The organism is Pseudogemmobacter sonorensis (genome assembly GCF_042762395.1).
Taxonomy (GTDB): Bacteria; Pseudomonadota; Alphaproteobacteria; order Rhodobacterales; family Rhodobacteraceae; genus Pseudogemmobacter; species Pseudogemmobacter sonorensis.
The window spans coordinates 118045-141377 of record NZ_JBEFZE010000003.1; the positions used below are offsets into that span (position 1 = coordinate 118045).

The 23333-nt window shown below is 68.6% G+C and carries 22 protein-coding genes; 19 read left to right on the plus strand and 3 right to left on the minus strand.

Features of this window, described 5'->3' with window-relative positions:
• Positions 1-194 precede the first annotated feature (194 nt).
• The 14 genes from ABNX41_RS03640 (at position 195) to ABNX41_RS03705 (ending at position 16434) form a co-directional block, all read left to right on the plus strand.
• A complete protein-coding gene (locus ABNX41_RS03640; RefSeq protein WP_438668366.1) occupies positions 195-1550 on the plus strand; it encodes an LLM class flavin-dependent oxidoreductase in 1356 nt (451 codons plus the stop codon).
• A complete protein-coding gene (locus ABNX41_RS03645; protein WP_438668367.1) occupies positions 1550-2428 on the plus strand; it encodes a sulfurtransferase in 879 nt (292 codons plus the stop codon). Before ABNX41_RS03640 ends, ABNX41_RS03645 begins: the two co-directional genes overlap by 1 nt.
• A complete protein-coding gene (locus ABNX41_RS03650; RefSeq protein ID WP_438668463.1) occupies positions 2421-3824 on the plus strand; it encodes an amidase in 1404 nt (467 codons plus the stop codon). The genes ABNX41_RS03645 and ABNX41_RS03650 overlap by 8 nt, the downstream gene beginning before the upstream one ends.
• Positions 3821-4534 carry an HAD family hydrolase gene (locus ABNX41_RS03655; protein WP_438668368.1) on the plus strand — a complete coding sequence of 238 codons (714 nt, stop codon included), beginning with the start codon at positions 3821-3823 and terminating at the stop codon, positions 4532-4534. The genes ABNX41_RS03650 and ABNX41_RS03655 overlap by 4 nt, the downstream gene beginning before the upstream one ends.
• Positions 4531-4905 (plus strand): RidA family protein, encoded by a 375-nt coding sequence (locus ABNX41_RS03660; RefSeq protein WP_438668369.1) that lies wholly within the window; start codon positions 4531-4533, stop codon positions 4903-4905. Before ABNX41_RS03655 ends, ABNX41_RS03660 begins: the two co-directional genes overlap by 4 nt.
• A gap of 90 nt (positions 4906-4995) precedes the next feature.
• On the plus strand, positions 4996-5778 hold the full coding sequence (gene thiM / locus ABNX41_RS03665) for a hydroxyethylthiazole kinase (RefSeq protein WP_438668370.1): 783 nt from the start codon (positions 4996-4998) through the stop codon (positions 5776-5778).
• Positions 5779-6193: 415 nt separating this feature from the next.
• Positions 6194-7222, plus strand: coding sequence for a KamA family radical SAM protein (locus tag ABNX41_RS03670; protein ID WP_438668464.1), 1029 nt, complete (start codon positions 6194-6196; stop codon positions 7220-7222).
• Positions 7223-7333: 111 nt separating this feature from the next.
• Positions 7334-8383, plus strand: coding sequence for a siderophore-interacting protein (locus ABNX41_RS03675; RefSeq protein ID WP_438668371.1), 1050 nt, complete (start codon positions 7334-7336; stop codon positions 8381-8383).
• A 184-nt stretch (positions 8384-8567) separates the two neighbouring features.
• The gene (locus tag ABNX41_RS03680; RefSeq protein ID WP_438668372.1) at positions 8568-10796 is read left to right on the plus strand and encodes a TonB-dependent hemoglobin/transferrin/lactoferrin family receptor; all 2229 of its coding nucleotides are present in this window, start codon (positions 8568-8570) and stop codon (positions 10794-10796) included.
• A 2-nt stretch (positions 10797-10798) separates the two neighbouring features.
• Positions 10799-12544, plus strand: a complete 1746-nt coding sequence (locus ABNX41_RS03685) for an ABC transporter ATP-binding protein/permease (RefSeq protein ID WP_438668373.1) — start codon at positions 10799-10801, stop codon at positions 12542-12544.
• 484 nt (positions 12545-13028) lie between these two features.
• Complete coding sequence (locus ABNX41_RS03690; RefSeq protein WP_438668374.1) at positions 13029-13994, plus strand: ABC transporter substrate-binding protein; 966 nt, start codon at positions 13029-13031, stop codon at positions 13992-13994.
• 3 nt (positions 13995-13997) lie between these two features.
• On the plus strand, positions 13998-14813 hold the full coding sequence (locus tag ABNX41_RS03695; protein WP_438668375.1) for an ABC transporter permease: 816 nt from the start codon (positions 13998-14000) through the stop codon (positions 14811-14813).
• A gap of 5 nt (positions 14814-14818) precedes the next feature.
• Entirely contained in the window at positions 14819-15637 is an 819-nt protein-coding gene (locus ABNX41_RS03700; RefSeq protein ID WP_438668376.1) for an ABC transporter ATP-binding protein, read from the plus strand.
• Complete coding sequence (locus tag ABNX41_RS03705; protein ID WP_438668377.1) at positions 15634-16434, plus strand: ABC transporter permease; 801 nt, start codon at positions 15634-15636, stop codon at positions 16432-16434. The genes ABNX41_RS03700 and ABNX41_RS03705 overlap by 4 nt, the downstream gene beginning before the upstream one ends.
• A gap of 91 nt (positions 16435-16525) precedes the next feature.
• Here ABNX41_RS03705 and hpaR read toward each other — a convergent pair whose 3' ends face one another.
• The gene (hpaR, locus tag ABNX41_RS03710; RefSeq protein ID WP_438668378.1) at positions 16526-17017 is read right to left on the minus strand and encodes a homoprotocatechuate degradation operon regulator HpaR; all 492 of its coding nucleotides are present in this window, start codon (positions 17015-17017) and stop codon (positions 16526-16528) included.
• 206 nt (positions 17018-17223) lie between these two features.
• Here hpaR and ABNX41_RS03715 point away from each other — a divergent pair, with 206 nt between their 5' ends.
• The 5 genes from ABNX41_RS03715 (at position 17224) to ABNX41_RS03735 (ending at position 21673) form a co-directional block, all read left to right on the plus strand.
• Positions 17224-17616: a 5-carboxymethyl-2-hydroxymuconate Delta-isomerase gene (locus tag ABNX41_RS03715; RefSeq protein ID WP_438668379.1), complete on the plus strand. Its 393-nt coding sequence runs from the start codon at positions 17224-17226 to the stop codon at positions 17614-17616.
• Positions 17613-19118: a 5-carboxymethyl-2-hydroxymuconate semialdehyde dehydrogenase gene (hpaE, locus tag ABNX41_RS03720; protein WP_438668380.1), complete on the plus strand. Its 1506-nt coding sequence runs from the start codon at positions 17613-17615 to the stop codon at positions 19116-19118. Before ABNX41_RS03715 ends, hpaE begins: the two co-directional genes overlap by 4 nt.
• 117 nt (positions 19119-19235) lie before the next feature.
• Positions 19236-20105, plus strand: coding sequence for a fumarylacetoacetate hydrolase family protein (locus ABNX41_RS03725; RefSeq protein ID WP_438668381.1), 870 nt, complete (start codon positions 19236-19238; stop codon positions 20103-20105).
• Positions 20102-20899: a 2-oxo-hept-4-ene-1,7-dioate hydratase gene (gene hpaH, locus ABNX41_RS03730; protein ID WP_438668382.1), complete on the plus strand. Its 798-nt coding sequence runs from the start codon at positions 20102-20104 to the stop codon at positions 20897-20899. The genes ABNX41_RS03725 and hpaH overlap by 4 nt, the downstream gene beginning before the upstream one ends.
• 9 nt (positions 20900-20908) lie before the next feature.
• Positions 20909-21673 carry an aldolase/citrate lyase family protein gene (locus tag ABNX41_RS03735; RefSeq protein WP_438668383.1) on the plus strand — a complete coding sequence of 255 codons (765 nt, stop codon included), beginning with the start codon at positions 20909-20911 and terminating at the stop codon, positions 21671-21673.
• Between the two features lie 62 nt (positions 21674-21735).
• On the opposite strand, the gene ABNX41_RS03740 is transcribed toward ABNX41_RS03735, so the two are convergent.
• Both ABNX41_RS03740 and ABNX41_RS03745 read right to left on the minus strand, forming a co-directional pair.
• On the minus strand, positions 21736-22965 hold the full coding sequence (locus ABNX41_RS03740; RefSeq protein ID WP_438668384.1) for a hypothetical protein: 1230 nt from the start codon (positions 22963-22965) through the stop codon (positions 21736-21738).
• A gap of 17 nt (positions 22966-22982) precedes the next feature.
• Positions 22983-23333, minus strand: coding sequence for a hypothetical protein (locus tag ABNX41_RS03745; protein ID WP_438668385.1), 351 nt, complete (start codon positions 23331-23333; stop codon positions 22983-22985).

Consider the following 23333-nt stretch of genomic DNA (forward strand, 5'->3'; position numbering starts at 1 on the left):
GGCGGGCGGGCGTTCTCTTCTTCGGCCCGGAAAGGGAAGAAGTTTTCGAATCTTCTTATTCCAATAGTAATCACGGTCAGAAAGATTTTCGGTGGCGGCATGGGGAAGCCCTGCGCATAGTCAGGCATCATGCGAAAGCCGATGCCCGTGCCCACCGCGCCCGACGGCATCACCAGATGCGCCCCGGAGGACCGATGACCAGCCAGATCCATCTTGCCGCCTTCATGAACGCCGGGCCGATGGGCACCACCGGATGGCGCCACGAGAAGGCGGATCCCGGCTTTCTGGGCCCGGACTATTACCGCCATGCCGCCCGGGTGCTGGAGGCGGCGCGGTTCGATCTGGCCTTCATCCCCGACGCGCTTTCGATGCCGCGCTCGCTTGGCGGGTCTTTCCGGCCCGCCATCGAATGGGGGTCGGGGACGCCGCGTCTGGACCCGATGACGATCCTTGGCGTCATGGCGGGGGCGACCGGGCATCTCGGCCTCGCCGCCACGCTGTCGACCGGCTATCACGAACCCTACAATCTGGCGCGCACGCTTGGCACCTTCGACCATGTGACCGGGGGGCGGGCGGGCTGGAACATCGTCACCTCGTTCCAGGATGCCGAGGCGCAGAATTTCGGCCAGCCGGAACTGCCGCCCCGCGACGAACGCTATGCCCGCGCCGAGGAGGTGCTGGAGGCCACGACGCAGCTTTGGGACAGTTGGGACGACGGCGCACTGTTCCAGGACAAAGAGAGCGGCCGGTTCGGCGACCCGGACAAGGTGCGCAGCGTCGATTATCGCGGTAAATACGTCTCGACCCGGGGGCCGCTTTCGGTGCCGCGCCCGCCGCAGGGCTATCCGCTGCTGATCCAGGCCGGGGCCTCGCCGCGCGGTCGGGACTTTGCCGCGCGTTGGGCCGACGTGATCTTTTCTTCGAACGAATCGCTGGACTCGGCCATCGCCTTCCGCGCCGACATCCGCCGCCGGGCGGCGGCTTTCGGGCGCGATCCCGACCAGATCAAGCTGCTTTGCGCCGCGACGGTGGTGGTGGCCGAGACCGATGCCGAGGCGATGGCGAAGCATGAGGCCTTTGCCGAACTGGTCCATCCTTTGGCCGGCCTGTCGCGGCTGGCCTATCATGTGAATGTCGATCTGACGAAATACGACCTCGACGGTCCGCTGCCCTCGCTGGAAGAGGTGGGCGTGCAGGGCCATTACGAGGAGGTCGTCGAATTCGCCCGCCGCACCAACAAGACCGTGCGCGAGATCGGTCGCTGGTATGGCGCGCGGACCGAGGGCGACATGATCGGATCGGCCGCCACCATCGCCGATCGGATGGAGCGTTGGATGGCCGAGGGCGCGGCGGATGGCTTCATGGTGCAGGCCACGCATCTGCCCGCCGCCTTCGAGGAATTCGCCGCCCATGTCGTGCCCGAATTGCAGCGGCGCGGGCTGCATCGCAGGGAATATGCGGGCCGGACCGCGCGCGAAAACCTTGGCCTGGCCCGCCCGGCGCGCGACGAATGGCGCAACCGCGCGCAGAAAAGCGGGGCCGGGGCGTGATGGCCGCCGCGTCACCCCTGGTCGAGGTCGACTGGCTGGCCGAACGGCCGGGCGGGGCGATCGTGCTCGACGCCTCGGTCGCGCGCATCGACCGGGGGGCGGGGGCGACCGAATTCGCGCCGGGCCCCGATGTCTTCGCGGCTGGCCATATCCCGGGCGCGCGCTTTGCCGATCTGATGCGGGCGTTTTCCGATCCGGGCGCGCGGTTTTCCTTTGCCGCGCCCTCGGCCTCGCGGCTTCAGGCGGCGGCGCGGGCGGTCGGGATCGAGGACGGCAGCACCGTGGTCACCTATGATTCCATGGGCGGGGCCTATGCGGCGCGGCTGTGGTATCTGCTGCGCGGCCATGGGCTTGCGCGGGTGCATGTGCTGAACGGCGGGCTTCAGGCCTGGAAGGCCGCGGGCCATCCGGTCGAAACCGGGGGCCCCCCCGCTGCGCTGCCCGGCGATTTCACCGCAAGGGCCCGGCCCGGGCTGTTCGTCGGCACCGCCGAGGTGCGGGAGCTGATCAAGGCCGGGGCCGATCCGGCCCGCCCGCTGATCTGCGCGCTGCGCCCCGAGCAATACCGGGGCGACGGCAGCGCCGATCCGCGCCGGGGCCACATCCCGACCAGCGTGAACATCGCCTATCCCGCGCTTCTGGGCGCGGACGGTCGGCTGGAGCCGGAGCGGCTGCGCAGCGCGCTGGCCCGGCTGGGGCTGCACCCGCCCTTCGTTCCGGTGCTTTACTGCGGCGGCGGGATCAATGCGGCGGGGCTGGCGCTGGCCTTCGAGCTGATCGGCATCCGCGACCTGCGGATCTACGACGATTCCATGTCGGGATGGCGGGCCGATCCGAACCTGCCTGTCGAGGCCGGAGCGGGGGGTGCCGATGCCTGAGGTGCCGCTTCGGCTTGGGCAGGCCGCGCTGGTCGCGGGCTATCGCGAGGGGCGGTTCTCGCCGCTTGAGGTCGCGCGGACCGCGCTGGACCGGGCCGAGGGGGGGCTGGCCCGGCTGAACGGCCTTTCCAGCCTGGATCACGAGATGACGATGGAGGCCGCCCGCGCCAGCGCCGCCCGCTGGCGCGAGAACCGCGTGCTGGGGCCGCTGGACGGGGTGCCGATCAGCTTCAAGGACAGTTTTCACATCAAGGGCCTGCCGCGCTGGCACGGGACGGCCTGCCATCCGGGCAAGCTCTCGGCCGCCGATGCGTTGCCGGTCCGGGGGGCGCGGGCCGCCGGGATGATCCCGGTCTGCAAGACCGCGATGCCGGATTTCGCCATGCTGATGTCGGGGCTGAGTTCGCATCACGGCATCATCCGGAATGCCTGGAACCCGGACGACAGCCCCGGCGGTTCCTCGTCCGGGGCGGGGCCCTCGGTGGTGCTTGGCGCGGCGGGCGTGGCGCTCGGCACGGATATGGTCGGCTCGGTCCGCCTCCCCGCCGCCCTGTCGGGCCTTGCCTCGATCAAGCCCACGCAGGGCCGCATCGCCTATGATCCGCCGGGCGCCTTCCGCTCGGCCGGGCCGATGGCCGCCTCGGTCGACGAGGTGGAGCTGACGCTCGCCGCGCTTGGCCATTTCGCCGAGGGCGATCACTTCTCGGCCGAGGGGGGCTATCGGCCCGACCCGGGATGCCGCCCGACCGGGCGGCGCATCGCGCTTTGGCGCCGGGCGGGCTGGGGCGATGCGACGGATGCCGAAACCCTGGCCGCGGTGGATCTGGCAGCGGGGCTGCTTGCGGATCGGGGCGCCGAGATCGTCGAGATCGCCGATCTGGAGGCCGATGCGCAGGATTACGAGGCCATCCACTGGAACATGCTTCATGTCGGCGCGCCGGATTACTTCGGCTTGCCGCCCCAGGCGCGCGGCCGCATCCATCCCGTCATCGGCGCGATGTATGAGGCGCTGCTGACCCAGACCGCGATCTTCGCGGCCGGGGTGCGGCACCGCCTGCTGGTCGCCTCGGCCAGGATCGCGGCGCAACTGGCGGGGTTCGACCATGTGCTCTCGCCCGCGCTGCCGGTGCGTCGTTTCGCGGCGGATCTGCCCTGCCCGGACCCCGGCCTTGGCATGGCGAGCCATCAGGCCTTCGCCTGCTGGTTCAACCAGACCGGCTGGCCCGCCGCCACCGTCCCGGTCCTCGACCCCGGCGACGGCGGCGTTCCGGTCTCGGTCCAGATCGCGGGCAAGCGTTTCGACGATGGCGGCGTGATCGGCCTTGCCCGGGTGCTGGAGGCCGCGCGCGGCTTCGACATCCGCTGGCCCTCGCCCTTCGCGGAGGGGGCGCAGTGAAGACGCTGGTGATCTTCGACATCGACGGCACGCTGCTGCACAGCGCCGATCTGCACCATCGGCTGATCACCCGCATCCTGGCGGAAGACGGGCTGGACGTGACCTTCCAGCCCTGGGCCGCCTATCCGCATTACACAGATCTGGGCGTGTTGCAGGCGCTTTACGGCCAATTCCGCGGTCGCGCGATCCGGCCGGAGGAACTGGAGCGCTACGACCGGCTTTATGAGCGGGCGCTGCGGGCGCATCTTGCCGAAAGCGCTGTTCCCGAGGTCGCGGGAGCAGGCCGGTTGATGCGCGGGCTGCTGCGGATGCCGGATGTCCGCCTGGCCTTCGCGACCGGATCGCTGCCGCGGATGGCACGGGTGAAGCTTGGCCTTCTGGGTGTGGATGCCGACCGCGCCGCGCTGGCGACCGGGGGCGAGCATCTGACGCGCGAGGCCATCCTGCGGGCCGCCGCCCGGCGGTCCGGGGTGGGGGGCGCGTTTCGCGCGGTCAGCCTGGGCGACGGCCCCTGGGATCAGCGCACGGCGGAAAACCTGGGTCTGCCCTTCGTCGCGCTTGAAACCGGAACCCATGTCTTCGGCGCCGGGCCGGTGCGCCGCCTGGCGGATTTCACCCGGATCGGTGCCGAGGATCTGGTCGCGCTCGCCCGTCCGGTCGAGTGGCCCGAAAACGCCGAAAGGCCCGAGAATGCGAAAGGGATGGCATGAGGAAGATCCAGACCGGCAGTCGGTATGAGGCCCTGATGGGCTATTCCCGGGCCGTGGTCGCCGGGGGGCAGGTCCATGTCTCGGGCTGTTCCGGCCTTCCGGCCGAGGGTGGCATCGGCGATGCCGCGACGCAATTCGCCCTGGCCGTCGAAAAGCTTGGCCGCATCCTGGCCGAGGCCGGGGCGACGCTGGCCGATGTGGCGCGCACCCGCGTCTATCTGACCGATCCCGCCGATTGGGACGCGCTTGTCGCCGCGCATGGCCGGGCCTTCGGCGCGATCCGCCCGGCTTCGACCATGGTGCAGGTGGCGCGGCTGATCGACCCGCGCATGCGCGTCGAACTGGAGGCCGATGCGGTCCTGCCCTCCTGAACGCACTCACCCCCCAAAACCACCCGGGGGCTTTGGCGCCGATGCCTCGGGGATCACGCAATCCGGCGCAGATCCAATGGAGTCGAGTCGATGAAACAAATGTCTTGGGACGATGCCGAAATCCGCGCCGCGCTTGGGCGGCTGAAGGCGCTGAAACCCTTTTGCTACGGCCTGACCAATTATGTCGCGGCCAATCTGTCGGCCAATGTGCTGCTGGCCGTGGGCGCGGGCCCGGCCATCGGCACGGCGATGGACTGGCCCTCGGTCTTCGGCGGCCATGCCCATGCGGTCTGGATCAACGCCGCCAGCCTGATGAGCTGCGGGCCCGAGGAAATCCGCCTCGCCGCGCGATCCGCGCATGAGGGCGGAGTGCCCTGGGTGCTCGACCCGGTGGCGGTGGGGGCGGGCGCGCTGGAATATGACGCGGTGGTCAAGGGTCTGCTGGAATTCAGGCCGACGGCGATCCGCGGCAATGCCTCGGAGCTGGTGGCGCTGGCGGGCGGCGATGGCGCAGGGCAGGGGGTCGAGACCACGCTGACCTCGGACAAGGCGCTGCCGTTCCTGAAGACCGTCGCGGCAGAGCTGGGGACGATCGCGGCGGTCTCGGGCCCGGTGGATTACGTCACCGATGGCACGACCACGATCGCCGTGGGCGGTGGCGACGCACGGCTGACCCAGGTCACCGGAGCGGGCTGTTCGCTGGGGGCGCTGATCTCCGGTCTGCTGGCGGGGGCAGAGGATCGCCTGACCGCCGTGGTCGCGGCGCATGCGATCTATGCCCGGGCGGCCGAGCGGGCCTCGGGCGCGAAGGGCACCGGCAGTTTCGCGGCGGCCTTCCTCGATCAGTTGTCGCTGATCGACCCTTCGGAATAGGCGCGCGTTCCGGCGGGGCGGGGCGGCGCTGTGGTTGGCGCGCGCGGGGCCTGCCGCCGCGATTGCGCGACGGAGCCCGGAGGGCTATGTCAGCGGCATGAGCCGGATCGAACGCCCCGACCTGAAACGTCCCGAGCGGGCGCGCGCCCTGACCGGGGTGGAGGACCTGATCCGCGAGGGTCTGGCACCCGAGGCCGCGCGCGCCGATCTGGCCCGCGTGGCCGAGGGGTTTCGTATCCGTATCTCGCCTGCAATGGCGACCAACCCGGCCCCCGGTGTGCGCGACCAGTTCCTGCCCGACCCGCGCGAGATGCAGATCCTGCCCGAAGAGCTTGCCGATCCCATCGGCGATGCGGTGCATCGGCCTCGTCTGGGCCCGCATGGGGCGGCGGTGGAAGGGGCGTCTGCCGGGGATATGGCGGGGGGGCAGGCGGAGACCGAGCCCGCGCCCCCGTCCCAGGCGGAAGGGCCGGTGCCGGGCCTGACCCATCGCTATCCCGACCGGGTGATCCTGCATGCGACCCAGACCTGCGAGGTTTATTGCCGCTTCTGCTTTCGCCGCGAGGCGGTGGGCGAGGGGGGCGCGCTGGCCGAGGCGGAATTCCTGCGCGTTCTGGCCTATCTCTCCGACCACCCCGAGATCTGGGAGGTGATCCTGACCGGCGGCGACCCCCTGGTGCTGTCGCCCCGGCGGATCGGCGACATGCTGGCGCGGCTGGCGCGGATCGGCTCGGTGAAGGTGATCCGCTTCCACAGCCGCATCCCCGTGGTCGCGCCCGAGCGGATCACGCCCGCGCTGATCGCCGCCCTGAACGGGCCGCGCGGCGGGATGGCGGGCGAGGGGGCACAGGGCGCCGCCCGGGGCGATTCCGGCAACGGCATGGCGCGGGCGGGCGAGGGCGGGCCGGAAGCTGCCGCCTCCCTCATCGCGACGCCTGCGCCCGCCGCCGATTCCGAACGCGAGACTTCCGCACCATCCCCCGCCTGGCCCGCCGTCTGGATGGTCGTCCACACCAACCACCCCGACGAGATCACGCCCCGGGCCGGCGCGGCGCTTTCCATGCTGGTCGAGGCCGGGATCCCGGTGCTGTCGCAAAGCGTGCTTTTGCGCGGGATCAACGCCGATCCCGATGTGCTGGAGGCGCTGTTCCGCCGCCTGATCGCCCATCGGGTGAAGCCCTATTACCTGCATCACCCCGACCTGGCCAAGGGCACCGGGCATTTCCGCCTGCCCCTTGCCGAGGGGCGGCGCATCTTCGCCGCGCTGCGCGGTCGCATCTCGGGGACGGCGCTGCCGACCTATGTGCTGGATATCCCCGGCGGCCATGGCAAGGTGCCGGTCAATGCCGATTACCTGGAGCCCCTGGGCCATGACGGCCTCGGCCCGGGCGACTGGATCGTCACCGATCCGAAGGGCCACCGCCATCGCTACCGCGACCTCTGAGCGCATCCGCACCCCCCTTCCCAAACCCCGCGGGCCGCGCTAATCACGATACCAGTGCCAGCCCCTTGCGCCAGCCTTCGCACGCCCAGGGCGAACAGGAGCGGCACGGCCATGCAGACGATTCACGCACAGATCCACGACACCACCCCGGCGGCCCTGCTGCCGAGCTTCACCGAATTCGCAAAGCTTCTGGACCTTGAGGTCGAGACCCGGGGCGAGGAGCTTTCGCTGCCGCTTTCGGGCGGGCGGATCGGGGTCATGCCGATGGGCAGCGGGCTGGAACTGGTGCTGGAGGCCGAGAACGAGCGCCGCCTCTACATGCTGCAACAGGTGGTGATGAACCGTCTGGACCAACTCGATCCGGTGCCGCGCCTTGAATGGGAACGGGTGGATGCGGGCGCCCTGCCGCCCAACCTGTCCATCGCCGCCGTCGAGCATATCCGCCAGATCAGCCCGAATTTCCGCCGCGTGCGCCTGCGCTTCGACGATGTGGCGCGCTATGCAGGGGACGGGCTGCATTTCCGGCTGGTGATCTCGGCGCAGGCGCCGGGGCGGGCGCAGGGCGGCTCGGTCGTCGAATGGCCGGTGATCGACCCTTCGGGCCGCACCCGCTGGCCCGAGGGCGAGGCCGCGCTGCACCGCCCGGTCTATACCGTGCGCGAGATCGACGCCCGGGCGGGCTGGATGGATTTCGACGTCTATATCCATGACGGCGGGCGGGTCAGCGCCTGGACCGGGCGGGCGCGGCCCGGCGACCGGATCGGCCTCTTGGGCCCGACCACCCGCCGCAGCGACCTGCCCGGCTGGCTGGGCTTTTTCGGCGACGAGACCGCGATCCCGGCCATCGCGCTCTATCTGGCAAGCCTGCCCGAAACCGCGCGCGGTGTCGCGGTGATCGCCTGCGCCGATCTGGCCGACCGGCAGGAACTGCGCCATCCGCCGGGGGTCCGGCTCGACTGGATCACCCGGGCGCCGGGCGTGCTGGCCCTGGCGCTGAAGGCGGTGGACCTGCCCGAGGCAGACCGCTGGATCTGGTTCGGGGCCGAGCGCGAAGAGGCCGATGCCGCCCGCCGCTGGCTGCGCGAGGAACGCGGCTTCGCCAAGGCCGAGATGAACGTCACGGCATTTTGGTCACAGTCCGGCCACGGCGAAGAAGGCTGAGGCGGTCGGGCCGTCACATCTTCTTGACAGTTATTGTCGGGAATGATGGGTGAACTTGTCGGATTTGATGTCCGCGCGGCCCCGCTCAGCCCGGCCGCGCGACCGGCCTGAACCCCCTCCGACATCCTCAGGTGCCAGCAGAGCCTGCCAGCGTCCCCCCAACCACAAGCTGGAGAGATTTCCCATGCGCTTGCATTCCAAGCGGCGTGCGCTTTTGCTCGCGACCGCTGCCTGTCTCGGTCTCGGCCCCGTCCTGCCCGCCATGGCGCAAGAGACCGCGCCGACCTTCCTTGGCCGCATCACCATCTTCGCCGACCGGGTCGGCCGCGCCCTGACCGATGTGCAGGGCCATATCTCGGTGGTCGACGAAGAGGAGTTGAAGGAAAAGAACGTCCAGTCGCTGGAGGACGTGCTGCGCCACATTCCCGGCGTCTCGGCGGTGCGCCAGGTGTCCGGCGCCGATCCCTTCGGCGGTCAGGCCGGGGTCGAGATCCGCGGCGTCTCGGGCAACCGGGTGCAGATGCTGGTCGACGGCGGCCGCGTGCCCGAGCGGATCATCGACGGATCGCGCGACTATTTCGACTGGAACTTCACCAAGCAGGTCGATGTGGTGCGCGGCCCGGCCTCGGTCCTGTGGGGGGCGGATGCGCTTGGCGGCGTGCTGGCGCTGGAAACCATCGACCCCGAGGATCTGCTGCAGGGCCGCGACCGCGCGGGCCAGGTCACGCTTGGCTACGGTTCGGTGACGGATTCGACCAATCTGGCGGTTTCCTTCGCGCAAAGGTTCTCGCCCGACTGGGCGATCCTGGTCGCCCGCTCGCGCACCGTCGATCACGAGATGGAACTGTCCAACGCCGATCCGACCGGCGGCGCCTGGCCCTGCGCGCGCCCCGTGCTTTACGGCTCGGTCTCGTGTGGCGAGTTCAACCCGCTCGACCGCACCTCGGACCGCACGCTCGTCAAGCTGGTCTGGGACATCGACGACAGCCAGCAGCTCAAATTCAGCTTCGACCGGCTCGACCGGCTGTCCGAGATCGAAAGCACCCTCAGCCTGGGGCCGAGCGGCACCAGCTACAACATCGCCAATCCGCGCACCCGCGACATCTGGCGCTCGCGCTATGCGGTGGAATATACCGCCGATCTGGAAGGGCCGATCGACGAGGTTTCGGCGATCCTCTCCTTCTCGCCCTCGGGCTATGACCAGCATGCGTTGAGCGTGCAGCGCAACGCGGCGGGCGAGATCCTCAACACCCACGACTATACCAGCTATTCCGAGGATTTCCTCGAACTCGACCTGCGCGCCACCAAGCGCTTCACCACCGGATCGGCCGACCATGTGCTGACCTTCGGCTTCGACGGCGACCGCACCAAGACCGAATACGACCGCTCGCGCCGCTCGATCAACATCACGGCGGGCACCGATGTCTGGATCGTGCCGTCGAGCTGGAACTTCACCGACGGCACCACGCAGCGCGCCGATATCTACGTCCAGGACCAGATCACCCTGCTGGGCGGCAAGCTGGAGCTGACGCCGGGCCTGCGCTATGCCACCTACCGGATGGACCCCACGCTGAACTCGGCCGTGGTGCCCCATCCCGACAACCCCACCGAAGAGCGCAAGAAGGAACAGCTTCTGGCCTCGTTCGGGGCGACCTGGCACTTCAATGACACCTATTCGGTCTGGGCGCATTACGGCGAAGGCTTCAAGATGCCGACGTTCCAGCAGCTTTTCACCTCGTCGACCTCGGGCTCGTTCGATCTGGTGCCCGCGCCATGGCTGGTGCCCGAAGAGGTGCAGAGCATCGAGTTTGGCCTGCGCGCCGAATATGACACCGGCTTCTGGGCGGTGAACCTCTTCCAGGCCGAATACGACAACTTCATCCAGAGCTTCTGGTTCGTGCCCGGCACCAACGACATCTCGTATCGCAACATCTCGCAGGTGAAGACCTGGGGCGTCGAGGTCGAGGCGGGCTGGGACGTGAGCGACGATCTGCGGCTCACGGGCTCGCTGGCCTGGATGGACGGCGAGGCGAAGGCCACCCCCACCTCGGACGCGACCCAGCATCTGGTGCCGCCGCTGACCGCGGTGCTTGGCCTGCGCTACGATGTGCCGGGGATCGAGGATCTGACGCTCAACGCCAATGCGACCTTCGCGGGTTCGGTCAAGGCCACCAGCGCCACCACCTTCGCCCCGCCCGGCTATGGGCTGGTCGATCTGGGCGCCTCCTGGGGGTTCACCGAAAACGCGGTGCTGAACCTGACCGTGAACAACGTGCTCGACAAGAAATACTATGAGATGGGCGCGGCCAATTCGGCGCTGGCGGCGACGTCGGCCACCACCAACACCGTCCCGCCCGAACTGTTCACCGGGGTCGGGCGCAGTTTCGCGCTGACGCTCGACTACAGGTTCTGAGGGTGCGGGTGATCCTTGCCCGGATCTGGCGGCTTTCGCTTGTCGCCGTTTCAGGTCGCGCCGGATGGCGCGGCCTGCTGCTTTACGTCGTGATCCTGGGGCTCAGTTTCGTCGGCGTCTGGTTCTCGCTGCAACTGATCGCCTGGAACAAGGCGTTTTACGACGCGCTTGAGAACATGGACGGGGCCGAGGCGGCGCGCCAGATCGCCATCTTCTTCGGCCTGATCGCGGTTTCGGCGGGCTCTTATCTGGCCGGGCAATGGCTGCGCCTGGATCTTCAGATGCTGTGGCGGCGCCAGTTGACCGAACGCGCGCTGGATCTGTGGGTGGACCGCCGCGCCTATTGGCATCTGCGCGCGGGCTATACGCCCTATCCGGTCGACAACCCCGACCAGCGCGTGGCGCAGGATTGCGACGCTTTCGTCAAGGGGCTGATTCACGAGACGCTGGACCTGATCTCCTCGGCGGTGGCACTGTTTTCCTATGTCGCGCTGCTTTGGTCGCTGTCCTCCTTCGCGCTGAGCTTCACGCTCTGGGGGGCCGAGATCACCATCCCGCGCTATATCTTCTGGGCGGCCTTCCTTTATGTCGCCATCTGTTCGGGCCTGACCCATCTTCTGGGCAAGAGGCTGAAATCGCGTCTCTTCGCGCAGGAAAAGCGCGAGGCGGATTTCCGTCACGCCCTGATCCAGTTGCGCGAGAACGCCGACCAGATCGCCCGGGCGGGCGCCGAGGGGGCCGAGCGGCGGCGTTTCGCCGCGCTGTTCGACGCGGTGCGGGTGAACTGGCGTTCGCTGAACAACCAGACGCTGGTGCTTGGCCTGTTCACCCGGCCCTACCAGCAGACCATCCTGCGCATTCCCACCTTCGTCTCGACTCCGGCCTATTTCGGCGGGGCGGTGACGCTGGGGGGCATGATGCAGCTTGCCGGGGCCTTCGGCCAGGTGACGCAGACGCTTTCGTGGTTCATCTTCGGCTATCGCGACCTTTCGGCCTTCGTCGCCGTGACCGACCGGCTGGATGGGTTGTTCCGCGCCGCCGCAGGTCCCGCGCCGATGCCCGATGCGCCGCGCGCGCTGGAGCGGCGGGCGGCGCCGGACGGGCTGCTGCGGCTGGAGGGTGTGCGGCTTCACGCCCCCAGTGGCGGCGCGTTGGATCCGGTGCCGGATTTCATCATGCGCCCGGGCGACAGGATCTGGATCTCCGGCCCCTCGGGCCAGGGGAAATCGACGCTTCTGGCGGCGATCTCGGGGCTGTGGCCCTATGGTCGGGGCCGGATCGCCGCCCCCGGCGGGCGTTGGCTGTTCGTGCCGCAGGGCGGCTATCTCAGCCCCGAGGGGCTGGCGGCCAGCCTGACCTGGCCCGAGGATCCCGCCGGAACTGACAGATCCGCCCTGGCGGCGGCGCTGGCGCGGGTGGGGCTGTCCGACAGGATCGCAATGCTGGACGTGGCCGGGCCGCTTTCCACGGCGGGGCTGTCGCAGGGCCAGGCGCAGCGCATCGCCATCGCGCGGGTGCTGCTGGCGCGGCCCGATGTGCTGCTTCTGGACGAGGCGACCTCGGCGCTCGACCCGGCGGCGGAACAGGAGATGCTGGCGCTCCTGCGGCGCGAACTGCCGCAGGCGGCGGTGATCTGCGTCGCGCATCGCCCGCCCGAGGCGCTCGGCATCACCCGCCGCATTGATCTGGGGCCGGAGCCCGGGGTGGAGGCGCGGCCCGATCCGGGGGCGGCGCGGGCGGCGGGCTGAGCCCGGCCGGGCGGCGGTCCCGCGCGGTCGGCTCGCCTGGCGGCGCCGCTTTGATCCCGCCGCGATCCCGCCCGGGCGGAGATCGGGTCTGGCGCCCCGAAGTCTTGGCCCGGGCTGGCGCGGGTCGGAGTGCCTTTCCCTGCACCCCATCCAGCGGCGCGGCCCGCAGGGGCGGGCGGTATGACGCCATCATATTGATATGTCTTTTATTCATCGCATCCCGGAGGGCTTTTCTGACCTGCGGAAAGGCCCTGCCGCCCCGGATGCCCGGTCACTGGCGCCGGTTCGCATGCCGCACCGTCCCTGCTCTGGCCTCAAGGCCCCGATACCCGCCCCGGCGCAGGGGCGGCGCCCCTCAAATCCCTCATCGACATAGATTGACAAGGCCGCCAGCTTAATATTAACATGTTAATGAATGGCGTTGGGGGAACGAACGGCTCGAAGCCGGGAAAGGCGCCATTTCATACATGTGATCTGGGAGGATATGATGCGTCTTACTCACCGCATGGCCGCGCTGGCCATTCCGCTTGCCGTCGCCCTTGGCGCGGGCACATCCGCCATTGCGCAGAACGTGGTTCTGGCCTTTGCGGGCGGCGCCGGGCCGACCGGGGTTCCCGCGATCCTTGCGCTTGAATCGCTGCAGGAGCAGGGCATGACCACCGAGGTGATCGAATTCGATTCGCCCGACATCCTGACCCAGGCGCTGCTCAACGGTCAGGTGCAGATCGCGGTCATGGGGCCCGCGACGCTGTTCGCCGCCGACCTGGCCGGGGCCGATCTGCAGATGCTGGCCAAGAACAACCAGAACGACTACCTGATCATCTCTTCCCCCGATGTCGAGCAATGCTCGGACCTTCACGGCCGCACAGTGGCCTATCACAGCACCGGCTCGTCCACGACGTCGCATCTGATGGCCTGGCTGAAGGAGACCTGCCCCGAGGCCGCGCCGAATTTCATCGTGCTCTCGGGCTCGGCCAACCGCGTGGCGGCGCTGCTCAACGGCCAGATCAACGGGACGCTGGTGCGGCTTGAGGACTGGATGGCGATCACCCGCGGTGCCGATGACCGCGCCCGCGTGCTGGCCATGCTGGTCGAAAGCCAGCGCGAGCTTCTGACCGGCGCCGTCGTCGCCAGCGCGAGCCGCGTCGATGCGGACCGCGCGCTTCTGGAGGCCTTCCTGGCCGAGCTTCGGCTGCAGTTCCAGGCGATCTACGCCGACCCGATCGCCTATTCGGCGCGGGCCGCCGAGCATCTGCCGGAGATGGACATCGACAGCATCGAGGCGGTCTACAGCTATTTCGCCGAAACCGAGATGTTCCCGATCGGCGAGGAATTGACGGTCGAAAGCGTCGAGGCGACGCTGCGCTTCTATGAAGAGGCCGAGCGCATCCCCGTCGGCGGCCTGGCCGTGGATCAGGTGGCGAATTTCACCTTCGCCGACGGCAACTGAGCCATGACCGCCCTTCCCGGACATGCAGGATCTGCCGCCTCCGTGCGGCAGGTTCTGGAGCTGCGGCGCCCCATGACCGGGGGGCAGGCCGCCCTGGCGCGCATCGTCGCCTTCGTGATCCTCGCCGCACTTTGGCAATGGGGCGCGGTGGCGGCGAATTCGATCCTGATCCCGACCTTCACCGATACGATGAAGGCCCTGTTCGAGACGATGTTCGTCACCGGAGAAGCCTGGCCCGCGCTTTGGGTCAGCAATGTGCCGCTGATCATCGGCTATGCCATCTCGGTCGTCATCTCGGTCCCGCTTGGCCTTGCCATGGCGCGGTGGAAGGTGATCGACCGGATGCTGAACCCGATCACCGCGCTGGCGCTGGCGCTGCCGGTGGCGCCGCTGATCCCGGTGGTCCTGGTGGCGCTTGGCATGGGCATGACGCCGAAGGTCGTCATCATCGTGCTGTTTTCATGGGTGTTCATCACGACGAACGTCCGCGCGGGCACCCGCCGCGTCGACCAGAGCCTGGTCGAGATGGCGCGCAGCTTCGGCGCGTCCGAGCGCGAGGTCTGGTTCCGCATCCTGATCCCGGGCGCGATCCCGGCGGTCTTCGCGGGGCTGCGCATCGGGCTGAGTCGCGCCTTCGCGGGCATGGTCATCGTCGAACTGATCATGCTGCCGGTCGGGATCGGCGCGCTGCTTCTGGATTATCGCGGGGATTTCAAGGCCGCGCTTCTCTACGCAACCACCATCGTCGTCGTGATGGAGGCCGTGCTGCTGGCCGTCGCGATGCAGGCGGTCGAACGCCACCTCATCAGATGGAAGTGAGTTCCATGTCTTCAGTCGCATCCGCAGATACCTCGGCGATCATCCAGATCAAGGACATGTCCCATGCCTACGGCGCCCAGGGCGGGGCCGGGGCGCAGGGCGGCACGCTCGCGCTGTCGAACGTCAATCTGGAAATCCGCCGGAACGAATTCGTCACCCTTCTCGGCCCCTCGGGCTGCGGCAAGACCACGCTGATGCGCGCCATCGGCGGGCTGGTCACGCCCACATCGGGGCGGGTGCTGGTCAATGGCAGGCAGGTGCGGGGGCCGAACCTGGATTGCGCCATCGTCTTCCAGAATTTCGCGCTGATGCCCTGGGCGAGCGTGCTGCAAAACGTGGCCTTCGGGCTTGAGATGCGCGGCGTCGGCAAGGAAGAGCGGCTGGCGAAGGCCCGGGACGCGATCGCGCAGGTCGGCCTGAAGGGCTTCGAGGACAAGTATCCCAAGCAGCTTTCGGGCGGCATGCAGCAGCGCGTGGGCCTTGCGCGCGCGCTGGTGGTCTCGACCCCGATCATGCTGATGGACGAGCCCTTCGGCGCGCTGGATCAGCAGACCCGGCGCTACATGCAGGAAGAGCTTCTGCGCATCTGGCAGCAGGACCAGCGCAGCGTGGTCTTCGTCACCCATGACATGGAGGAGGCGATCCTTCTGGCGGATCGCGTCGTGCTGATGTCGAACCGCCCCGGCCGCATCGAGGAGGTGATCGACATCGGCTTCGAGCGCCCGCGTAATCCCGAGGAGGTCGAGCGCCTGCCCCAGTTCGTCGAACTCAAGGAATATCTGTGGAACCGGCTGAAGCAGATGCATGAGATGAGCGCGGCATGAACACGGCATCGCAACGACAACCCATCGCCTTGCCCGGCCCGGGCCGCGTCGAACGCTGGCTGCGCGATTTCGTTTCGGACTGGAGCGGTATCGCCATCATCATGCTGGTCTGGGAGATCGCCGGGCGGCTTCTGGGCCATATCTGGCTGCCGCCGTTCTCAAGCGTCTGCGCGCGGCTGTGGGAATTGCTGGTCAACGGCACGCTGGGGCCGCATCTGGTGTCGAGCTTGACGGTGCTGGCGACCGGATTCCTCATCGCCTTGGTGCTGGGGCTGGTGATCGGCATCCTTATGGGGCTGTCGAGCTGGGTGAACACCGCGCTCGACATCTATGTGAACACCTTCCTGGTGACGCCGGGGCTGATCTTCGCGCCGATCCTGTTCGCGATCTTCGGGCTGTCGGATGCCACGCGGATCAGCGTGGTGGTGATCTATGCGATGTTCATCATCGTCATCAACACCGCCGCCGCCGTGCGCAACGTGGACCGGCCGCTGCTTGAGATGGCGGCATCCTATGGCGCGAACCGGCCCACGGCGCTGTTCCGCATCGTGCTGCCGGATGCCTTCCCGTTGATCATCGCCGGGATCCGCATGGGCGTCGGGCGCGCGGTCAAGGGCATGGTCAACGGCGAGATGTTCATCGCGCTGGTGGGCATCGGCGGCCAGGCGGCGCGCTATGGCAAGCAGTTCGATTTCACCTCGGTCTGGGCGCTGTCGGTCTTCATCATGATCGTCGCGGTCGTGATCAACCAGGGCGTCAGCCATGTCGAGCGCCGCCTGACACGCTGGGTCGATTGAGCCTGCGGGCGCGCGCCCCGGAGCGGCGGGGAAGCCGTGTGCCCCCTGCCGCTTGCGGCTTCGGGCGCCCGGTTTCGGGCCCGGTCGTCGCTCAGGCCCGATCCTCGTCCAGGCGGTCGAGCAGGCGGTCGAGCTTGCCCAGCAGGTCGTCCATCAACTCGCGCCCGAGCGCCTCTTCGATGCCGCTGTTGATCCGGCGCACCTGCGGGCTGACCTCGGCGATCAGCCGATGCCCGGCCTCGGTCAGCGAAACCACCCGCCGCCGTCCGTCGCTGTCGTCCTTTTCCATCGCCACGATCCCGCGCGCCTCCAGCGTCTTGAGGATCCGGGTCAGCGAGGGGGCGAGGATGCAGGCATGTTCCGCCAGCGTCGAGGCGTCCAGCGCCCTTTCCTCGCGCAGGATGCGGACGACGCGCCATTGCTGCTCGGTGATGTCGTGGACATGCAGAACCGGGCGCAGCCGCTCCATCAGCGCCTCGCGCGCACGCAGAAGGGCGATCGGCAGGGTGTTGCGGGTGCTTGCCAGGCCATCGGGCCCCGCAACATCCGGTGCGGCGGATTTCGTCTGGTCGCGCGGAATCATGGAATGGCGGGTCTCCGGGGCTTTGAGGGCTCGGGTTTTGAGGGCTTCGTCGCAAGCGGTTCGGCGGTCGCGGGAGCCACGCCTTAACACGTTAAGCAACCAGTTGAACACCATGCATTTCGGGAAGAATTCGCCCCGCCTGCGAACCGGCGCAGATTGACAACGGGCGGCAATATAATTAACATATGAAGCAACTCGGGGGGGGTATGCCACATATCCAGATCGACTATTCGCGCAATCTCGAAGCGCGGCTGGACATCGCGGGCCTGTGTCTGGCGCTGCGCGATGCGGCGGTCGCGACCGGGATCCTGCCGCTGGCCGGGATCAGGGTGCGCGCCATCGCCTGCGACCATGTGGTGATCGCGGATGGCGATCCGGGGCATGCCTTCCTGGACATCTCGTTGCGGCTGCGCGGCGGCCGCAGCCTTGAGGCTCGCAAGGCCGCGACCGCCGCGATCTTCGCCGCCGCCGAGGCCTTCTGCGCTTCGGTGCTGGAAGGCTCGTCCTTCATGCTCAGCTTCGAGATGCGCGACATCGACCCCGCGCTCTCGCCCAAGACATCCTCCATCCGCCGCTATCTGCCGGGAGAGAAAGAATGACCGATCTCGAAAGCCAAATCGCCAAGCTCGGCGGCCATCTGGCCCGCTACCGCGCGGCGGGCATCGCGAATCTGATCGGCGGCGAGGACCGGGCCGCTTCCGACTGGTTCGAGACCCGCTCGCCGGTGGATGAAAGCCTCATCGCGCGGGTGGCGCGCGGCACATCCGCCGATATCGACGCCGCCGCCGCCGCCGCGAAAGCCGCCTTTCCGGCCTGGGCCGCGATGCCCGGCGACAAGCGCAAGGCCATTTTGCACCGCATCGCCGATCTGATCGAGGCGCGGGCCGAGGAGATCGCGCTTTGCGAATGCTGGGACACCGGGCAGGCCTGGCGCTTCATGTCGAAGGCCGCGCTGCGGGGGGCCGAGAATTTCCGCTTCTTCGCCGATCTGGCCCCGGGCGCGCGCGACGGTCAGAGCCTGCATTCCAGGGACCACCTGAATGTCACGACGCGAAAGCCGATCGGGCCGGTCGGGGTCATCACCCCCTGGAACACGCCTTTCATGCTTTCGACCTGGAAGATCGCCCCGGCGCTCGCCGCGGGCTGCACCGTGGTCCACAAGCCGGCCGAGTTCAGCCCGCTGACGGCGCGGATCCTGGCCGAGATCTGCCACGAGGCCGGTCTGCCGCCGGGCGTCCTGAACCTTGTCAACGGCCTGGGCGAGGAGGCGGGCAAGGCCCTGACCGAACATCCCGACATCAGGGCCATCGCCTTCGTTGGCGAAAGCCGCACCGGCAGCATGATCATGAAACAGGGGGCCGACACGCTCAAGCGCGTGCATTTCGAACTGGGCGGCAAGAATCCGGTCGTGGTGTTCGAGGATGCCGACCTGGACCGCGCGCTGGATGCGGTGGTCTTCATGATCTATTCGCTGAACGGCGAGCGTTGCACCTCGTCCTCGCGGCTCTTGGTGCAGGACAGCATCGCCGAGGCGTTCCACGAAAGGCTCGCCGCCCGGGTCCGGGCGCTGAAGGTCGGCCATCCGATCGACCCCGCGACCGAGATCGGGCCGCTGATCCACCGCACCCATTTCGACAAGGTTGCCTCCTATGTCGAGATCGGGCAGGCGGACGGGGCCAGGCTCGCGGTCGGCGGGAACCGGGTCGGGGATTGCGGCTGGTTCGTCGAGCCCGTGCTTTTCACCGATGCCGACAGCACCATGCGCATCGCGCAGGAAGAGGTCTTCGGCCCCTTCCTGACCTCGATCCGCTTTCGGGACGAGGCCGAGGCCCTGCGCATCGCCAATGACGTGGCCTATGGGCTGGCGGGCTATCTCTGGACCAACGACCTGGGGCGCGCGCTGCGGTTCTCGGACGGGCTGGAGGCCGGGATGATCTGGGTGAATTCCGAGAATGTCCGCCACCTGCCCACACCTTTCGGCGGGGTCAAGGCCAGCGGCATCGGCCGCGACGGCGGCGACTGGTCCTTCGATTTCTACATGGAGACCAAGAATACCGCCTTTGCACTGGGCGATCACAAGATCCAGCGCCTTGGCGCCTGACCCCAAGGGCCCTCCGCCGAAGCCCCGCGGCCCGGCCCGGCCTTGCGCGGGATCGGCGGTCGGCGGGCGCACCGGGGTGTGCCGTGAACCGAAATCTATCTGCCCTGGAGCGAGTCGATGAACCTTGTCACCTTCACCGCCGATGGCACGCAGCACTGGGGCGTCAGTGCCGCCGGTGGCTCCGCCCCAACGGGCGTCGTCGCGCTGTCGCGGGATTTTCCGCAGTGGAAGACCCTGCGCAACGTGATCGAGGCGGGGGCCATCGACAAGGTCCTGGCCGCGGCCGAGGGCCGGGCGGTCAGCCATGCCGAGGGCGGCTTCGTCCTCGATCCGCCGCTGCCCGATCCCGAAAAGATCATCTGCGTCGGGGTGAATTTTCCCGACCGCAATGCCGAATACAAGGACGGCCAGGCGGCGCCGCCGAACATGTCGCTGTTCCCGCGTTTCGCGCGCAGCTTCACCGGCCACGACCGGCCGCTGATCCGTCCGCCGGAAAGCCCGCAACTCGATTACGAGGGCGAGATCGCCGTGGTCATCGGCCGGGGCGGGCGCCGCATCCCCGAGGGGGAGGCGCTTTCGCATATCGCCGCGCTGACCCTGTGCAACGAAGGCACGATCCGCGATTGGGTGCGTCATGCCAAATTCAACGTGACCCAGGGCAAGAACTGGGATGGCTCGGGCGCCATAGGCCCCTGGCTCGTGCCCTATCGCGACCCGTCGCAGATCGTCGACGTCGCGCTCTGCACCCGCGTCAACGGCGAGATCCGCCAGCAGGACCGCACCGGCCGGATGCTGTTCCCGGTGGCGCGGCAGATCGCCTATATCTCGACCTTCACCACGCTGGTCCCCGGCGACATCATCGTCACCGGCACCCCCACCGGCGCGGGCGCGCGCTTCGATCCGCCGATCTGGCTGCGGCCGGGCGACGTGGTCGAGGTCGAGGCCGATGGCATCGGCACCCTTCGCAACAGCGTGGCCGACGAATGACCCCCGATCAGGTTTCCGCCGCCGCCGAGGCGCTGTTCAAGGCCGATGCGACCCGTCGGCAGATCGGCCTGCTGTCGCAGGAACATCCCGGCATGACGCTGGACGACGCCTATGCGGTGCAGGCCGCGCTTGTCGCGCGCAAACGGGCGGGCGGCGCCCGCGTCATCGGCTGGAAGATCGGGCTGACCAGCCGGGCCATGCAGGCCTCGCTCAACATCGACACCCCGGATTCCGGCGTGCTTCTGGACGACATGCTGTTCCCCGACGGCTCGAAGATCCCGCCGGACCGCTTCATCCAGCCCCGGGTCGAGGCCGAGATCGCCTTCGTGATGAAGGCCGGGCTGCAAGGCGCCGGGGTCACGCGCGACGAGGTCCTGGCCGCCACCGATTATGTCAGCCCGAGCCTTGAGATCCTCGACACCCGCATCCTGCGGCGCTGTCCCGAGACCGGGCAGGCGCGGGTGATCACCGATACGATCAGCGACAATGCCGCGAATGCCGGGCTGGTGCTGGGCCATGCGCGCCACGCGCCCGGGGCTTTCGACCTGCGCTGGATCGGCGCCATCGTCACCCGCGACGGCGTGGTCGAGGAGACCGGCCTTGGCGCGGGCGTGCTGAACGATCCGGTCACCGGCATCATCTGGCTGGTGCGGCGGCTCGCGCAATACGGGCTGGGCATCGAGCCGGGCCAGATCCTGCTTTCGGGCAGTTTCATCCGGGCGATCGAGGCCCCTCCGGGCAGCCGTTTCGACGCCGATTTCGGACCTTTCGGACAGGTTTCCATCGATTTCTGAGGTGCCGCCATGCCTGCCCCCACCAATATGCTGAAGAAACGCCTGCTGGCGGGCGAGGTCCAGCACGGCATCTGGCTCGGCCTTGCCGATCCCTATGCCGCCCAGATCGCCGCCACCGCCGGGTTCGACTGGCTGCTGATCGACGGCGAACATGCGCCGAACGATCTGCGCAGCATCCTCGCCCAACTGTCGGTGATCGAGGGCGGCGGCTCGGCCCCGGTGGTGCGGCTGCCGGACGGGGATCCGGTCAAGATCAAGCAGGCGCTGGATATCGGCGCGCAGACCCTGCTGGTGCCGATGGTGGAAAGCGCCGAACAGGCCGCGCATCTGGTGCGCGCCACCCGCTATCCGCCGCATGGCTTCCGGGGCGTCGGATCGGCGCTGGCCCGCGCCTCGCGCTTTGCGCTGGTGCCGGATTATCTGACCACCGCCGGGGATGAGATCTGCCTGCTTCTTCAGGTCGAAAGCCGCGCCGGGCTGGCCGCGCTGGACGAGATCCTGGCGGTGGAGGGGGTGGACGGCGTCTTCATCGGCCCTTCGGATCTGGCGGCCGACATGGGCCATATCGGCCGACCTCAGGAGCCCGCCGTGCAAGAGGCGGTCTTCGATGCGCTGCGCCGCATCCGCGCGGCGGGGCGGATCCCCGGGATCCTGACCACCGCGCCCGAAATGATCGCCGGGGCCAAGGCCTGCGGCGCGACGTTCGTCGGCGTCGGCATCGATGTCACGGTGCTTGCGACGGGATTGCGGCGGCTGCGGGCCGATTTCGCCTGAGGCGATCTCGGCCGGTCCCGCGCCGCGGCGCCGGGATCGCCGCCCGAGCGGCCCCTGCGCGCTCAGGGAAGCGGCAGCGTCCTGAGGCTTTCCTGCACCGCGAGGAAGGTGGTCAGGTTGCCCGCCCCGCCCAGCAGGACGAAGCCGCCCGCGCCGATGCGGCACAGCCAGGCCAGCCGCCCGAGAAAGCCGAAGGCGGCAAGGCACAAGAGTGCGGGCATGAAATGGGCGGCATAAAGGAAGGGCTCGTCGCCATAGACCATGTGCAGCGCGAATTGAAAGCCCAGGAACAGGGCCGGGACCAGCGCGAGGGGCCGCAGATCGGGGCGGCGCCGCAGCGCCTCGGCGGCCGAGACCAGAACGGCGGCGATGCCCGCCAGCGCCAGCCAGCCAAGCACCGGATAAGAGAAGTTCACCGGCCGGATCCCTTCGGTCTCGGTCAGGATCGTGCGGGGCACCATCCAGGGCGCCAGCCAGAAACTGCCCAGGCGTTCGACAAGGCCGACCGGCCATGCGGTCTCGCTGACCAGCGGCACGAAGACAAGCTCTTCCGCGAAGGCGCCGGGCAGGAAGAAGAACCGCGCGGTGGGCAGATAGGCGCGCTGCCAGACCGAAAGCACGATGACGATGCCGAAGGCGATCGCGGCGGCGCGGATCACCTGGCGCCGGTCCAGCCGGAGCAGGCTGCCCAGCAGGGGCGCGGCCCAGTTCGTCGTGGTGATCGACAGCGCCAGCGCCCCGGTCAGCACCCAGACCAGCAGGCTTGCCGCGGGCAGCAGCGTGACCATGAAGGCGAGCGCCACGCTCATCCCCCCGAAAGAGAAGGTCTCGGGCACCGTCCACCAGAAGATGAAACCGGCCGAGCCCAGGAACAGCGCGCAAAGCAGGGCGGCATCGGCGCGATGCAGCCCGGTCAGGCGCCCGATGGCGTAAAGGATCGCGGCCGTCGTCCCGGCGCCAAGCGCCACGATGATCTGGGCCGCCTGCTCGGGGGCCGCGCCCAGGCCCATGAAGCTGCGGGTGGGGGGAAAGAACAGGAAGGTGAAGACCGGATGCACGGTGGAGCGGAACTGTGCGAACCGCTCGCCCCCGGTCATGTAATCATAGACCCGGTTGATGTCGGCGCCGAAATAGAGGTCGACCTCCTGGTAAAGGATCGGCGCGATCCGGGTGCCCAGTGCCAGAGAGGCCGCCGTCGTCAGAAGCGCGATGAGCAGCGCGAGCGCGATGTCCAGGACCAGCCGCGGCTCGGGCGGGCGGTTCGCGGCGGAGAGCAGTCTGCGATAGGGCATGGCGGTTCTCTGCTGGTCTATCCAAGAAGCGTCAACGAAAGTCCCGCCAAGATCAAGCCGAGGCCTAGCAGCCGGGCCATGCCCGGAATGTCGTGATGCAGAATGGCCGCCGAAAGGGTCAGGCCGATCATCGCCAGCGAGGTCACCCCGATATAGGTCACCGCCACCGAGCCCTCGCGGATCGCGAGCATGAAGCACGAGATCAGCGCGACCCCGCTTGCCCCGGCCAGCCAGAACCAGGGCGACAGCGGGGCGGCGAGCATCCGCTCCCATATCCCGGCGCCGCCGTTCTGGCCGACCAGCCCCTTGAGGCTGAGGTTCAGCACCACATTGGCCAGCGCCGCAAGGCAGATATACAGCGTCTGCAT

Coding starts and splice junctions, on each gene's coding strand:
- ABNX41_RS03640 (WP_438668366.1), top strand. CDS start 195: ATGACCAGCCAGATCCATCTTGCCGCCTTCATGAACGCCGGGCCGATG.
- ABNX41_RS03645 (WP_438668367.1), top strand. CDS start 1,550: ATGGCCGCCGCGTCACCCCTGGTCGAGGTCGACTGGCTGGCCGAACGG.
- ABNX41_RS03650 (WP_438668463.1), top strand. CDS start 2,421: ATGCCTGAGGTGCCGCTTCGGCTTGGGCAGGCCGCGCTGGTCGCGGGC.
- ABNX41_RS03660 (WP_438668369.1), top strand. CDS start 4,531: ATGAGGAAGATCCAGACCGGCAGTCGGTATGAGGCCCTGATGGGCTAT.
- thiM (WP_438668370.1), top strand. CDS start 4,996: ATGAAACAAATGTCTTGGGACGATGCCGAAATCCGCGCCGCGCTTGGG.
- ABNX41_RS03670 (WP_438668464.1), top strand. CDS start 6,194: ATGGCGGGGGGGCAGGCGGAGACCGAGCCCGCGCCCCCGTCCCAGGCG.
- ABNX41_RS03675 (WP_438668371.1), top strand. CDS start 7,334: ATGCAGACGATTCACGCACAGATCCACGACACCACCCCGGCGGCCCTG.
- ABNX41_RS03680 (WP_438668372.1), top strand. CDS start 8,568: ATGCGCTTGCATTCCAAGCGGCGTGCGCTTTTGCTCGCGACCGCTGCC.
- ABNX41_RS03690 (WP_438668374.1), top strand. CDS start 13,029: ATGATGCGTCTTACTCACCGCATGGCCGCGCTGGCCATTCCGCTTGCC.
- ABNX41_RS03695 (WP_438668375.1), top strand. CDS start 13,998: ATGACCGCCCTTCCCGGACATGCAGGATCTGCCGCCTCCGTGCGGCAG.
- ABNX41_RS03700 (WP_438668376.1), top strand. CDS start 14,819: ATGTCTTCAGTCGCATCCGCAGATACCTCGGCGATCATCCAGATCAAG.
- ABNX41_RS03705 (WP_438668377.1), top strand. CDS start 15,634: ATGAACACGGCATCGCAACGACAACCCATCGCCTTGCCCGGCCCGGGC.
- hpaR (WP_438668378.1), bottom strand. CDS start 17,017: ATGATTCCGCGCGACCAGACGAAATCCGCCGCACCGGATGTTGCGGGG.
- ABNX41_RS03715 (WP_438668379.1), top strand. CDS start 17,224: ATGCCACATATCCAGATCGACTATTCGCGCAATCTCGAAGCGCGGCTG.
- hpaE (WP_438668380.1), top strand. CDS start 17,613: ATGACCGATCTCGAAAGCCAAATCGCCAAGCTCGGCGGCCATCTGGCC.
- ABNX41_RS03725 (WP_438668381.1), top strand. CDS start 19,236: ATGAACCTTGTCACCTTCACCGCCGATGGCACGCAGCACTGGGGCGTC.
- hpaH (WP_438668382.1), top strand. CDS start 20,102: ATGACCCCCGATCAGGTTTCCGCCGCCGCCGAGGCGCTGTTCAAGGCC.
- ABNX41_RS03735 (WP_438668383.1), top strand. CDS start 20,909: ATGCCTGCCCCCACCAATATGCTGAAGAAACGCCTGCTGGCGGGCGAG.
- ABNX41_RS03740 (WP_438668384.1), bottom strand. CDS start 22,965: ATGCCCTATCGCAGACTGCTCTCCGCCGCGAACCGCCCGCCCGAGCCG.
- ABNX41_RS03745 (WP_438668385.1), bottom strand. CDS start 23,333: ATGCAGACGCTGTATATCTGCCTTGCGGCGCTGGCCAATGTGGTGCTG.